Source organism: Chryseobacterium glaciei (assembly GCF_001648155.1).
Lineage (GTDB): Bacteria > Bacteroidota > Bacteroidia > Flavobacteriales > Weeksellaceae > Chryseobacterium > Chryseobacterium glaciei.
The window spans coordinates 953101-967827 of the sequence record NZ_CP015199.1; the positions used below are offsets into that span (position 1 = coordinate 953101).

General features: G+C 31.6%; 12 protein-coding genes. 7 read left to right on the forward strand and 5 right to left on the reverse strand.

Annotation, left to right across the window (positions count from 1 at the left end):
• Positions 1-278 precede the first annotated feature (278 nt).
• The 3 genes from A0O34_RS04185 to A0O34_RS04195 all read left to right on the forward strand — a co-directional run bounded on the left by A0O34_RS04185 (position 279) and on the right by A0O34_RS04195 (position 2336).
• A complete protein-coding gene (locus A0O34_RS04185; protein WP_066751603.1) occupies positions 279-1265 on the forward strand; it encodes a hypothetical protein in 987 nt (328 codons plus the stop codon).
• Positions 1266-1467: 202 nt separating this feature from the next.
• On the forward strand, positions 1468-1863 hold the full coding sequence (locus tag A0O34_RS04190; RefSeq protein ID WP_066751607.1) for a hypothetical protein: 396 nt from the start codon (positions 1468-1470) through the stop codon (positions 1861-1863).
• Between the two features lie 26 nt (positions 1864-1889).
• Positions 1890-2336 carry an META domain-containing protein gene (locus A0O34_RS04195; protein WP_066751609.1) on the forward strand — a complete coding sequence of 149 codons (447 nt, stop codon included), beginning with the start codon at positions 1890-1892 and terminating at the stop codon, positions 2334-2336.
• Between the two features lie 236 nt (positions 2337-2572).
• On the opposite strand, the gene A0O34_RS04200 is transcribed toward A0O34_RS04195, so the two are convergent.
• From A0O34_RS04200 to A0O34_RS04210, 3 genes are all read right to left on the reverse strand, one after another.
• Positions 2573-4078, reverse strand: coding sequence for a hypothetical protein (locus tag A0O34_RS04200; RefSeq protein ID WP_066751612.1), 1506 nt, complete (start codon positions 4076-4078; stop codon positions 2573-2575).
• A 349-nt stretch (positions 4079-4427) separates the two neighbouring features.
• The gene (locus tag A0O34_RS04205) at positions 4428-5441 is read right to left on the reverse strand and encodes a hypothetical protein (protein WP_066751616.1); all 1014 of its coding nucleotides are present in this window, start codon (positions 5439-5441) and stop codon (positions 4428-4430) included.
• Between the two features lie 79 nt (positions 5442-5520).
• Positions 5521-6531 (reverse strand): hypothetical protein, encoded by a 1011-nt coding sequence (locus tag A0O34_RS04210; RefSeq protein WP_066751619.1) that lies wholly within the window; start codon positions 6529-6531, stop codon positions 5521-5523.
• A 323-nt stretch (positions 6532-6854) separates the two neighbouring features.
• Between A0O34_RS04210 and A0O34_RS04215 the strand changes: the two genes are divergently transcribed.
• Complete coding sequence (locus tag A0O34_RS04215; protein WP_066751623.1) at positions 6855-8273, forward strand: tetratricopeptide repeat protein; 1419 nt, start codon at positions 6855-6857, stop codon at positions 8271-8273.
• A gap of 11 nt (positions 8274-8284) precedes the next feature.
• Here A0O34_RS04215 and A0O34_RS04220 read toward each other — a convergent pair whose 3' ends face one another.
• Both A0O34_RS04220 and A0O34_RS04225 read right to left on the reverse strand, forming a co-directional pair.
• A complete protein-coding gene (locus tag A0O34_RS04220; protein WP_066751625.1) occupies positions 8285-8542 on the reverse strand; it encodes a SemiSWEET transporter in 258 nt (85 codons plus the stop codon).
• 198 nt (positions 8543-8740) lie between these two features.
• Positions 8741-10456: a helix-turn-helix transcriptional regulator gene (locus tag A0O34_RS04225; protein WP_066751628.1), complete on the reverse strand. Its 1716-nt coding sequence runs from the start codon at positions 10454-10456 to the stop codon at positions 8741-8743.
• A 480-nt stretch (positions 10457-10936) separates the two neighbouring features.
• On the opposite strand from A0O34_RS04225, the gene A0O34_RS04230 reads away from it, so the two are divergent.
• The 3 genes from A0O34_RS04230 (at position 10937) to A0O34_RS04240 (ending at position 13844) form a co-directional block, all read left to right on the forward strand.
• On the forward strand, positions 10937-11395 hold the full coding sequence (locus A0O34_RS04230; protein WP_066751629.1) for a transposase: 459 nt from the start codon (positions 10937-10939) through the stop codon (positions 11393-11395).
• Positions 11396-11418: 23 nt separating this feature from the next.
• On the forward strand, positions 11419-11769 hold the full coding sequence (locus A0O34_RS04235; protein ID WP_066751632.1) for a transposase: 351 nt from the start codon (positions 11419-11421) through the stop codon (positions 11767-11769).
• Positions 11770-12425: 656 nt separating this feature from the next.
• Positions 12426-13844 carry a tetratricopeptide repeat protein gene (locus tag A0O34_RS04240; RefSeq protein WP_066751634.1) on the forward strand — a complete coding sequence of 473 codons (1419 nt, stop codon included), beginning with the start codon at positions 12426-12428 and terminating at the stop codon, positions 13842-13844.
• The last annotated feature ends 883 nt before the right edge of the window (positions 13845-14727 follow it).

Here is a 14727-nt window from a genome sequence, read left to right on the forward strand (position 1 = left end):
GATTTCACAAAATATTAATATCAATAAACTTCATACAATTAAATTATTTTTTCAACATATAATATTAATTATCATTAATATTTTTATTATAATTTAAGATTATATCAATATTTTATTTAATTTTAAGTCAGAAATAAATAACTAATAAGTGATTTGTTTTCTTGTATGATTTTATCAACTATGGAAATATCAATTCCTTTTAACATTTGTTATAATCATTTGAATCAAACAAATTCAAACCATAAAAAAAACAATAATAACCACGAAATACTATATTTATGAAAAACAATTTAACATTAGCAGGATTGCTGTTTACTTCAGTTCTCTCATTTGCACAAATAGGTATTAATACCTCAAATCCTCAAAATTCATTACATGTGGATGGAGCAAAAGACAATCCGGCAACAGGCGCTCCCTCAGCTACCCAACAAGCTAACGACTTTATCGTCACCTCTACAGGAAGTACAGGAATAGGAACTACAACTCCAAATGCTTCGGCTATTTTGGATATCAGCTCTGCAAATAAAGGAATATTGGGCCCCAGAATCAGCTTAACATCTGCAACTATGCAGCTTAGCGGCAATCCTAATGCAACAGGTCTGCTTATTTATAATACAGGTCCGGTTTTGAGTCAGGGATATTATTTCTGGAATGGTGCCGAATGGAGAGTTTTTAACACATCATCCGGAAACAATAGCGGAACCAACACTTTAGCAAATGTTGAGAACATAGCAGTTATTGGCCCTTTAATAGCAACCTCTGACAACGGAAGAGCAGGATATGGTCTTTCTATTACAACTCCTGATGGTAAATTTTCGGTAAGAACCTTTATTCCTGCAACTACAGGATTTTCTTTTGTAAATATACAAATCAGAAATAACAGCACCGGAAATGTAGATATTATTTCGAATGAGCACTGGCTATGGGGTGGCTCAGGTGGAAACCAGCAAAACCAATTGAGACTTCCTCCCGGAGTTTGGGCAGGAGACGGAGGTGTTGATTCATCTGCACTTACAGTTGCCACAGCACAGACAGCCTCAACATTTCCATCTTGGGGAAATGCCGAAACCTATGCTGCAGGAATGCCTGAACATCGCCTTTACGCATGGACAACCAACGACGGAAACGACAAGGTTTTCTATAAACTGGATTATATGATGGGTTCTTCAACGCCCGGCAGCGCAGGAAATGCAACAACCTGTCCTGGAGGAGTATGTAATACAACTAAAGCATTTTTCACGATCGATCAAATCACTGCACCATAAAAAAACAAAAAGGGAGTTCTTAAAAAACTCCCTTTTTTAGATATATAAAGAAAATGGAATTGATAATTTACAAGCTTACAAAACACCTTAAAATAAAAATTATTAATTAATTTATGCAAAATTAACATATTTATATTAAAAATAATTGTAAATTTATAACACTTTAATACTTAATTCATGGAAAACCAAATCACTCATCACTATGAAAAAATTTTTACAAATCATTATTTTCGGCATCATTGCCTTTTCGGTAACAGCGTGTAGGCACTCTGCAAAAGAATCAGAAACCCTTACCAACACTATACAGCCCGTAAATACAGATGACATTACTAAAGATGTTTTCAAAGATGCTTACGGAGATCAAATGGAAGTTGCGATCAACAATTCTAAAAACACAATGACTGTACATCTGGATGGCAAAACTTATGAATTGAAAAAAAGTGAAGACCTTCCCGAGTACACTGCTTCTAATGCAGAATACCAATATTCTAATATCAGAGGAAACATTACTTTCCTGAAAAAGAATGTTGATATGGTTTTGTTCCATCATACAAAGGAAAAGCAACAACCAGCTTCTACCAAAATGGCATCATATTAAAAATTATCACTATTAAAATTAAAACTATGAAATTTTTATATAATCATTTAGCGAGTCTGTTTTTGGTAATGTTTTTGGCATCGTGTATGAGCAAACCTATGCCTCCTACTCCCCCAACAACATCAAATGATATTACAGGAAAAACCTGGAAACTCACAGAAATCAACGGTAAACCTATCGCTCTTAAAAATCCTAAAAGCAATCCTTATTTTTCATTAAATATGAAAGAAATGAGATACGAAGGAAATGGCGGATGCAACGGTGTTGGCGGAACTTTTGAAATCAAACAAGAAATGATGCGCATCAAATTCAACCAAGGAATGTCTACGATGATGGCCTGCGACGATCTGGAAACCGAACAATTATTCACAAAAGCTTTATTGGCTGCCGATAATTATTCTGTAAACGGTAATACATTGAGTCTTAATAAAGCGAGAATGGCTCCTTTGGCAAAGTTTGTATTGCAGAAATAACTTCATTTTCATAAAACACATCAACATAAAGGAGTCACTCTACAGTTTGTAAAGTGACTCTAATTTTTTCTGCATTCACCGTCTTCATTATTTTTTTCATCTAAATAAAATGTAACTGAGGGAGTTACTTTTTTTTGTGGGTAAAAGATAACAGTAGGAAATTTCATCACTCTGCTATCTTTGTACACAAAAACAACAAAATATTTTTTTTCATTTGGTAAATTAACCTTCCTGGTTTATTGTATCTCTTGATAAGTAATTGATGATTCATTCCAATCGAATCGAACATCAAAAGAAGTCCTATCCGGTAAGCTTGAAGAATTATCAACAAATAAATAATAGGTTTTATTAGCTGCGGTAGTATTATTAACAGCTAGATTACCAGATACCATTCCTCTCATTTCGGACTTAGCAAAACCTGCAGAAGCTAGTCTAGGCTGTATTGCATCTGCTATGAAAGTGGCATTCGCCATATCAGCAGTGTTATTTCCTAATCTAAATCTAATAAAATTACTTCCTTTAACATATGTATCAGTAGCAGATGATAAAAACTCTACTCCTAATGTTAAATTCAATAACCATTTTCCTGGAGGAAGTACTATAGGAACTCCTGTATATTTGGCGGTAGTATTATTATTTGCAGCAAAAGTATATACAGTGGAAGGTACCGTGATCGTTCTAAAGGCAATAGCAGTTGATCTCCAAGTTCCTACACCATCTGCATCAGATGTAAGTACACTTCCTTCAGCTTGTGTTCCATCAACAATCCTCACAGCGCCTGCTGTTGGAGAAACAACATGCAGCTTTACAGAAGGATCTATAGTTCCTACACCTACTCTTCCGACATTTGTTACGACAACATCATTTACTTGTTGAGCAGCCGTTGGAACAGTATTAATATCATTATCCCTGGCTCCATCAATGTGAAAAATTTGTTGAGGTGTAGAAGTTCCGATACTCACATTTTGATTTTGTGCAGCAAATATGGAAGGTCTTGCTAAGTTAGATACATCTGCAGCTAAAGTTCCAATTCCAATTCCATCAAACCCGTTTGTAGCACCCGGATTTGTATTATGAGTTAAATAATATCCATAATTCTGATCGTTTTCGGTAAAGTATAAAGAACCTCCAGAGCCATCTACATTAGCATTAGACTGAATTCTTAAAACCGGATTAGGAATAGAACCTGTCTGTGAAGCGGGACCTCCCACTCTCATCTCGCCTCCTAAAACTTGTAATTTAGAATTAGGAGCAGCCGTACCTATACCTATTCTGCTATTCGCTGCATCTACCGAGAATGTATTTCCACCAACTGAAAATCCATCTACCGTAGTGGGAGTAAATGCCAATCCAAATGCATTTTGCATCACAATACGGTTTCCGGAAAGCGTACCATTGGTATTGTAAATATTGGTATCTGCAGAAGTTCCTGTGTTTATTTTAACCCAGACCGTTCCATCAAAATAATAATAACCTACCGCATTGATATTAGCTGCCGTTCCTCCCGTGCTTCCGTTAGCAATATTATTTACATAAATCATTGTGGAAGTTGTAACTCCTGTCATTGTTTGTGCTTTTAGTCGGTCTACTCTTGGTATCAACAATCCTTCCGGTACAGCGCCTGTAGTAGATTTAGCCACAACATCAAGGGTTGCTCTGGGATCTGATGTGTTGAATCCAACCTGTGCTTGGGCAATACTTGCCACCGTAAGGGCAAGAACTAAAGTAATCTTGTTTTTCATTTGTCTTAGTGTTTAGCATTCTTCTCCATTTGCATTAAGCTATGTTGAATATTTCCTTCAACGTTTATTGTATGCTTTTTGGAGTTTTCTAAAGATTATTTGTGTTTTTATAAATCTTCAGTTTATATATTAAATGTGTGCTTTATTTTGTGACACGTTTTTGTGAAATATTAATTGAAATTTTCTTATCAATTAATATTTCAATTTCATTAATTTTTCGCTGTAATAGTGGAGTTATTATCCTGAAAGATTGGTTAAAATAAAATTTGTATCGTAAAAAATGTAATAATGCTAATCCTCAAAGAATATTAAATTCATAGAGATTATACCACACATTTTCTCTTAAATTTTAAGTTCCTCCAAGAACTTCAAAGAAGTAAGACATTACGTCTTGTTGATTAGCTATCGAAAAAACTCCTGTTGTCTGATTAAGTCTTAAATTAGTTGTGCCCTGCAAATAATTATCCCAAGATATATTTGTCCCCGTATTGGTTAGTAATGGTTTAGAGTTTCCATAAGCATCTTTAATATTAACATCAACAAATCTAATCGGATTTAAAGGTCCAGTTCCAATTATTGTAAACTCACCATAAGTATAGGATTGAGTAACTTCATTATTTGAATTATTACTAGCATCCACATAACACATAAAACGTACACGCGCTATCGTATTAGTATTCGGTAATACTATAAGATTAAAATTTCTTCCGGGTCTGTATCCGCCAATCACACTTGTAAATCCTCTTGGAGGTATTGTCATCTGCCCGTTATCAATATCTGCATGAAGTGGTCTTGCATTATATATCCATCCTGGTACGTTAGCTGTAACAGATTGGCTCAATCTTAATGTTCCTTCTATATCTACATTATGAGCAGGTGCTGAAGTACCAATTCCCACTTTATTATTAATTGCATCTATAGAGAAAGTTGTTCCGTCTACAGAAAATCCATTTGTTGTCGTTGTATTAAACGCTAAAGTATTTGCACCTTGATTTACAACACGGTTTTCCAACAGAGTTCCATCAATATCATACATACTTTTATCTGTATCAAACTTTAACCAAGAGGTACCGTCGAATTTATAATATCCTACTTCATCTATATTAATGGCTCTTCCTGCTTGTGTTCCCGTACTAGTATCATTCACATAGATCATGGTGGAAACCTGTACTCCTGTCATAGACTGGGCTCTCCCCCTGTCAACCCTAGGTATCAATATACCTTCTGCTGTTCCGGAAGTTCCCGTGATGTTTTTTGCGTTAATATCAAATGTTGACTTAGGATCTGTCGTATTTACCCCTATCTGCGCAAAACTGACCGAATTGGCGACAAACAAAAGACAGATTATAATTATATTTTTCATTTTGTTAGTATTATGTTTTTCCAAGTCTTGCCTGAAATACTTAAATTATTTTTTATTATCCTAATAAATGATCTTATGTTTATATCCCTCCCAGAGTTTCAAAAAAGTAAGTCATTTTATCTGTAGAGTTCTCAATTGTAAACGCTCCTGTGGTCTGATTAAGTCTCAGAGATGTTACCCCTTGAGAATTGTTACCCCAGCTTAAAGTAGTTCCATCATTAGTAATCAACACTTTTGGGTTGCCTTCACTGTCTTTTATATTAAGATCAATAAAGCCGATACGACTAGAAGTCCCTCTTCCTAAAATTGTAAAGTCTCCGTACGTATAAGCTTCAGCTTCGTTGTTTTCAGCTGCAGTGCTATCATCTACATAACATACGAAACGTACTTTTACAATCGTATTGGTATTTGGCAAAGTAGCAATGGTATAATTCTGTCCTGCTTTATATCCCCCGGCTACAGTAGTAAAACCTCTTGGAGAAGTTGTTACCTGTCCCGATGTTGTACTTACATAAAGAGGTCTTGCATTATTCAGTTGTGAAGAGTTGTTCTCTGTAACATTTTGACTCAGCCTTGCCGTTCCTTCGATATCTAATGATTGAGCAGGAGTAGTTGTTCCAATTCCGACTCTGTTATTCGCTGCATTTACAGAAAAAGTAGTTCCGTCTACAGAAAAAGCATTTGCTGCAGTTCCTGTAAACGCTAATGTTTTGTCTCCCTGATCTACAATACGGTTTTCCACAAGAGATCCATTTGCATTATAAATATTGGTATTTAGGTCAACTTTTGCCCAAAGAGTTCCATTGAAATAATAATATCCTGTTGTGTCAATATTTGCAGCAGTGCCTGTTTGGCCTCCTGTCAAAATATTATTTACATAAATCATAGTAGAAGATTCTACTCCGGTCATAGACTGAGCTCTTTCTCTGTCAACTCTTGGTACAAGTAATCCTTCAGGAGCTGTTGATATTCCCACTGAATCTTTAGCGGTAATATCCAGTGTCGCTTTTGGATCAGCAGTATTTATACCTACTTGTCCGAAAGCAAAACCTGAATATAATATTGCAAATAAAATAACATGCTTACTCATTTCTTTCTGTTTTAATTTTGTTTATGTGTGTTTTTAGAATCGTAATCAAAAAAAGTGACCAGTCGTATTTCTGATTTGTTTTCGATAAATTTTCTACTGCAAATCTATCACCAACAACAGCTAAAATTACTACTACAATTTGACTACTCTATTTTAAAATACTAAAAATCAAAACATTACAAAACAAACGCAGTAAGATTGAAGTAGATGAAAAAACATATCTTTAGTAGAGTTATCTTATCAATTTTGAAAATTTGAAACTTTTTATGAATTTTATATGAAGTATTTTTTTTAATCTTTACTTTTGTTTAATATAATTTTTCATGAACTTCTCTACTAATTTTATATTAAAAGCACTTTATCTTTTCACCATATTACTGGCAACACAGTATATGTCACAAAACCATACTTTAGCTGAACTTGACACCATTACCCGTCAATACAAAAATAAAGGCGATCTGGAAGGTGCAATGAAGTTTAATATAGAAGCGCTTAAACATTATGAAAATGATAAAAATATAGAAGGTAAAGCAAGTACATACATCAATATTGGAAACCTTCTCTGCACACTCAACAGACATAAAGAGAGCTTAGAATACTTAGATAAGGCTGAGAAGGAAATAAAAAATACAAGAGATCCTATCATAAAATCCAGATTGTATAGTGAATACGGAAGAAATTATGCACTGCTGAAATTACAGAAGCAGTCTAACAAAATTTTCGATAAAGCCATCAGCTACGCCTGGAAAATCCCTTCCCAAAAGCAGAGAGATTATTATTTATATTACAATTACGCCTGGAAATGGGATAATTTTGATAATCTGAATGAGCTTGATTCTATGCATATGATGCAGAGAAAGTGTCTAAAAATATCATCAGAACCTTTAATATTTGTAAAAATTGCAGATCAATATGTTTCGAGAAAAATACATCTGGATTCTGCTGAATTTTACCTCAATAAAGCTCTTCCGCTAGCTTCAACAGGAAAATATCCGATTCGTCAGAAAGCAATGGCATTAATAACATTCGGGAATCTGTATACTGAAAAGAAGGAATATGAAAAAGCACTGGATTATTATCTTCAATCTCTTGCCGTTTCACAAAAAATGAAGAGCAATGCAGATATACGAGAGGTTTACAAAGCTATTTCAAGAACCTATAAGTTCCTTAATGATAAAGAAAAAGCCCTAGAATATTACTCTAAATATTCTTTTCTAAGCGATAAAATCGTAAGTGATGAAAAAAAAGCGCTTGGTGTTGCAGTAGAAAAATCTCTTCAGGAAAAAGAGCAGGAAAAGAATAAACTCTATTTGTATATCATTATTATTGTAGCTGTTTTCTTCATTTTAGGATATTTTATAAGAAAATTCTATCTCAAAAAAGAGAAGCATAAAGACGAACTTATTGAAGAAAAATCTATTGAAACAGACAAGCTTAAAAAGAAGATCAATGTTTCCTTTGATGAGGTTACTAAGTTGGCGAAAACCAATGATCCTTTTTTTCTGACGCGTTTTAAAGAAGTGTATTCAGAATTCTATGAAAACTTAATAATTCAGCATCCGAATATTACCAATCATGATGTAAAATTCTGTGCTTATCTTAAACTCGACCTTTCAAGTAAAGAAATTGCCCAATACGAAAATATCACCTTACGCGCTGTAGAGACAAAGAAATACAGACTTAAAAAGAAGCTGGAACTTCCTGCCGACACAGATCTGCAAAGATGGATACTTGATTTGTAAAGCATTAAATCTTACGATTTTCTATAAATAAAGTAACAGATAAGAAGGCTTAAATTAACGAGAACTGAAAAAGCATTAGATAAAATAATTGGCAGTTCGTCCTTCATAATACCGTACCAAACCCACAAAGAAACTCCCGTAATAAGAACCAACAACATAACCAATGAAAGGTCTTTCACGTTTTTTTCTTTCAACACTTTTATCAACTGAGGAATCATGGAAGCGGAAGTAAGCACGCCTGCAACAATACCTAAAACATTTTCGTTCATTGCTTTATTTCTAGCTTGAAGATAATGATTTTCGTAATATTCATAAATTTTAAATATATTATTTGCGAATATTCACGCTTAACATTTTTTTAAAAGCAAAGAAAGCAAAGGTTTTTTGGACTACTAACTGTTTTTAAGTTCGCAAGGGCGTTTCACTCAGCGAAGTCCGCGAAAGTTTTTTTTCAATTACATCAGATATTATTTTATTGAATTCAGGAAAACATTTAAATCTGTTTCTTTATTTAATCCTATTTTATATTTTATCTTAGTTTTATATACTCTTACACTTCCCGGTGTAATATTTTCTAAGAGAGAAACTTCTTTGGAGGATAAATTTAATCTGAAATAAACACAAAGCTTTAATTCATGCTCAGTCAGAAAAGGAAATCTTTCAGATATTTTTTGCATGAATTGTTTGGCCTCATCAGAACTTTCGCCTACAAATTCATGATTTTTCTGATCAATCTGAAGGAGATTATTGATCTTGAAAAACAAATCCTTTACGGTTTCCTCCGCATTAATATTTTTAGATTTTTTTATTTTTTTCAAATTTTCTAAAAATGCTTTTTCAGTTTCTATTTTTAAATTAAGGTTGAGATGCAGGTTTTTAATTTTTCCTTTATGAAGTTCGATATCTTTTTCAAGATCTTCTTTATCGTTTTCTAATAGGGTATTTTGACTTTCGAGTATACGTCTTTCTTCCTTATTTCTCTTTCTTATTCTAAAAATAGCTCTGATGAAAAATATAATTACAATGACTGATAAGATGATCATTAAAGCACTTCTTTTTCTTTGATCTGCAATTTTGTAGTCATATTCCTGATTAATATTTTTGATAATATAACCGTTCAATATATCTGAAACAGTGTCTAAATCTCTAACTGTTTCTTTAGAAAACAAATTATTAAACATCTCCAACTTCTTGGAGTATAGCTTAAGATTTCTAAAATCATTATTCTCAGCGAAGTAGTTCTGCAGTAATGTACAAGCCATTATTCCATCCTTTGTACTTTCTAATTTAGGCAGAGTTGCTATCACCCTTTCAATAAGTTTTTTGCTATTCAACGGCTTGTTCAGATCTTTATATAATTGGAGTAATTCTGCGGCATTTCTAATAATGATATAGGGATTCCTATTAGATTTTGCCATTTGAAATTCAATCTGCTCATTATAATATTTTACAGCATTGGTATAATCTTTTTTCATAAAATAAAATGAACCTAAATTCCCTTTCATTATATTAATAAAATATAACTCATCTTCCGTTAATGATTTTTTGCTTTGAAGTATTTTAATACCATATAAAGATAACTTAATGCTAGAGTCTATTTGTCCCATTCTGTGATCGCACAAAGCAAAATTATTATACATTGAGGCAATATATAAGGTATCATTTCTACTGAAACTGTTCAACGCTTTTCCGAAATACAGTTTAGCCTGATAATAATTATTGTGACTAAAATACCATCTTCCCTTCATGTGATATAAATGGGATAAAAAGGTCTTTTTTTCAGACTTTTCTTCGATTTTTATGGCGGCATTTAAAAATTGTAAACATAATTTTGGAGATGCTTCTTCAAATTCAAGCGCTAAATAAAAATTACAGGCGGTCGTTATGTAATCGTACTCATCATTATTAATTCTTAACAATTCGTAGATCAAAGATATTTTTTTCGATCTGTTATCTGGGTAAAGAAACATTTCAATATACTTACTACTAATGAGGTATTTTATGTCCTGTGTTTTTTTATATTTTTCGTCTTCTTTAATGTATAAACCATAAATTTTTTCGCGATCGTTATGAGTTGCTGTATATTCTTTATCAAGTTTATAAAAATACTCATTATCATTCTGAGAATGACATGAATAGAGAAATAAAAATGAAATTAGAGTAAATATTACGATCCTATACATACTCTAAATTAGAAAAAAAAAGTCAGCGAAAATCACTTAATTCTTCTAATCTTATTAAATAAGAAAATTAGTTTTAAAATAATTGAAATTAAATTATAAAATACAATCAAAGGAATTTTACATAGTAAAAAAAACTGTTTTAAATGATAATTCTCACCATTAAATATTTAGATAAAATACCCATACTATTTCAATAATTTATTAAAATATTAATGGAAAAACTAAAAAATATAAATAGTTTGCAATAATTCTGCATCATTTGGTAAAAGTTCTAATCCATATAAATAATTAATAACTGAAAAATTTAACTTATTAATAATAAAAACGTTATAAAAATAAAATTAACACTTTGTGGTGGATAAAAACCTCATGATTAACACCAATTAACACCTCTTTTTCACCACTTTAATGACACGCCACATAAATTTGTTAAAAGTTTCACAAGAACAAAAACAGTTTTTTAACTCTAAATAAAATGTTATGAAGTCTTTTAAAAATATTGATGTAGGGAATCTAATTAGACAAAGAGTTACTGAATCCGAAATAGAAATTCCCAGAGTATGTAATTTTTTCAGTTGTACAGAAGAAGAGATTGAAGAAATGTATGAGTCTAAAAGCCTAGAAGCAGATACTATACTGAAATGGAGCAAGTTATTAGAATATGATTTTTTTAGAATATACTCACAGCATCTTATTCTTTTTTCTCCTCCAAGCAACGCATACAGCGCAGATAGAGAAAAAACAAGCGCGCTGCCCCAGTTTAGGAAAAACATTTATACCAAGGAAGTTATTGATTTTCTGGTAGAATTGATACAATCCGGAGAAAAAAATATGAATGAAATAATTGATCAATACGGAATCCCAAAAACAACCCTTCACAGATGGACCGTAAAATACAGAAACCACGAATTGGAGAAAAAAAATAAAAATACCTCCTAATTTTATTAAAAAACAACACACAGATGGAAAAAGCAACCCCAAACTACAAAAGAATCTATAATGATATTATAGCAAGAAAGCATCCTCACAAAGAAGATCAATGCAAAACGATATTAAAAAAAACAGATCTATCCATGCTTGATGTGATTAAACTCAACAATATTATTTTCGGAATCAAGGATAAGGAAACCCTCATTTTTAACCAGATGCATCGTTCTTATGACGAGAATACAATTCTGGAAATCCTTGATTATCAAAGTAAAAACAATTTAAACAACACCCAACTAGCCAACCATTTCAAGCTCAGCCGAAATACGGTTACTAAGTGGAAGAAACATTTTTCAAACAGGCATTCGCATTCTTTTAAGGCGTAGCAATAATAAAAAAAATCCTTAAAAAAACACAATTTAGTATATGCCATAAAGACAAGATATAGAATGTATTGATTTTTATTTGTGTTTTATTAGTGTTTTCCACCGATCGAAAGGTCTTTAGAAAAATCAACCTTCTATTTTTTGCCTTAGTAGCCCTTATTGAATGTGAATGCTCTTTTTTAAAATTTTAACCAATCATACAACATATATAATTATTAAGTGGAAATAGGAAGCGCAAGTACTTGCCGATGCAAAAACTCATCCCCTTTTACATTGCTTATTTGCGCCCTATTTTAAATTAGAAAAAAACATCTTCATAGTAATAAGTAAAGTGGAAATAGAAATTGCAGGGATCTGATTCATAATCTATAATTAAGTTTTAGCACCTGCATTCTATTTTTTTTGAAAGATGACTAAAATTGTCTCATAAGTTTTTTTAAAAATAAAGTTTGTACCGGAATGCGGACACTCAATCTTGATTTTCAATTTTAAGTGATTCGCATTCCTTTTTTTATTTAAGATTAAAAAAGAAGTCTCAAAATCAGATAAAAACAATTCAATTTATATTAAGAATAAATAAATAATAATAAATTATATCTGTAAATCACACAATAATATACTATAAAAACTACTTTTGCATTACAAAACCACAAGTCATGTTTTTAAAATCCCTCTTAAAAAAAACATTCTATGTTCTCATCTTATTATTTATAGAAAACTATGACGCACAAATATATTCTATAAAAGATCTCGACAGCCTCTCTGAAAAATACCGGACAGAAGGTAACATTAAGAAAAGTATAGAGCTTAATATTAATGCCATAAAAAACTACGAAAAGCAAAACAATAAAGATGGCGTAATAGCAGCTTATATTAATATCGGCGGCCTGTTTTGGAATCTTCACAGATATAAAGAAAGTCTGAAATATCTGGAAAGTGCAGAAACAGAATTAAGAAAAATAAAAAATCCTACATTATGCGCAAGAATGTATGGAGAATATGCCCGAAATTACGCTTCTCTTGGGCTTTTAGATCAATCTAATACCAGTCTTGACACTTCAATTTACTTCGCAAAACAAATCTCTGATAAAAAGGAAAAAGAAAAACTTCTCTATTTTTACTATACTTGGAAAATAGCCAATTTTGAAGAACTCCGTGCTACTGATTCCATCAATTCTACCCTAAAAAAACGATTAAAACTTACGGTTCAGCCTCTTACTTATGTTTATATGGCAGAAAATTTCATCCAGAATAAAAAGACAGATTCTGCCGAATATTACCTGAACAAAGCCAGCAAAATGAGTGGTGATTTTAGTCATTATCAAAAATCTATGACTCTCCTTGCTTTTGGAAAATTGTATACCGCAAAAAAAGACTATCAGAAAGCTTTGGATTATTATCTTAGATCTTTGGCTATTTCTAAACAAGTTTCGAGAAAAAGTGATATTAAAAATGCCTATAAACTGATTTCTATAACCTATGATTCTCTTAATGATATGGAGAAAAAGAACGAATATCTTCAACAGTATTCCAACATCAACGACAGCATTACCAGATCTGAAAGAGAAGCTTTGAAAATACCGGTAGACAAGATCATTCACGAAGAAAATGAGAAGGAAAAAAACGAAAGATTAAAATACTTCATCTTAATATCCGGAGTTGTAGCAGCAGCAATTATTGTCGTTATCGCCCTTACCAGAAAATATATCAAAAAGCAGAAACAGGCCGAGGAAATAATTATCGAAACCATGCACGAAACAGATGAATTAAAAAGCAAACTCAACGAAGCTTTTGAAGAATTATCTAAACTCGCCATGACCAATGATCCTTTTTTCCTGACCCGTTTCAAGGAAGTTTATCCTGAGTTTTATGAAACTTTGACAACAAAATATCCTAATCTTTCGGCAAATGACATAAAATTTTCAGCTTTTTTAAGGCTTAATCTATCTACAAAAACAATTGCACAGTATAAAAACATTTCAATCCGCACTATTGAATCTAGAAAATACCGATTGAGAAAAAAACTAGACCTTCCGTCTGATGTTGATCTTAATAAATGGATGATGGAACTATAATTTCTTAATTAAAAAATAATTTTCAAAACCTTTAAATGAAATATTTTGAAGGTTTTTTTGTGACTTTTTACGTAATAACTCCTCAAAACCAATTTTTAACACTACGTCAAAACTACTACCCAACAAAACACAAACAATTGATAATTAAACAATTAAATACATCAAGTAAATTTGCAGTATTATATTATTCAAAAATTGACTATACATTTGTACCACATTCAAGTTAGTATTTCAAAAACACAAATTTTGATCCTTAGCTTAAATAAGGATTTAAATAGTGAGTGTAACCCAAATAAAGCACTCACTATTTTATAAAGTTTAAAAAATTAATAGAAAGACATAATAAGGTTATTTAAATTTTACTTTATTAATAATTTACAACTTAATTAGAGTGAAGTGGAAGTAGGAATGCAAATATTTAATATAAAGATTCATCCCATTTTATATGAATGTTTGCTTCCTCTTTTTTTAAGAAAAAACTACTAGTTTATTTATAATAAGGGTTGGGTAGTAAGTGAACTACAAGTAAGCTTACTACCTTTTTTTAATCTTCTTGATTTTCAAGAAAAATGCTCTTATTTTATTAAGATATTATATAATCCGATTTATTAAAATTTGCTTACAAATTTAGTCTTTGTGAAGTTTTTTTTCGAAGTAAGTAAATTAGAAAGGTTTGCAGATATATTGATATTAAAAAGTCATCCCGATTTGAAATTGACGTATCTGCATCCTTTTATTAAAACACATTTGAAATTAAACACATCTGCGAAAAAAATTATTAAATCGTCCTATTTTTAGGGCGATTTTTTATATGTTTCAAAAACTGCAATAAAAATATACTCGTTATTAGTTATAACTAAATTATAAGTCACACAAATTCTAG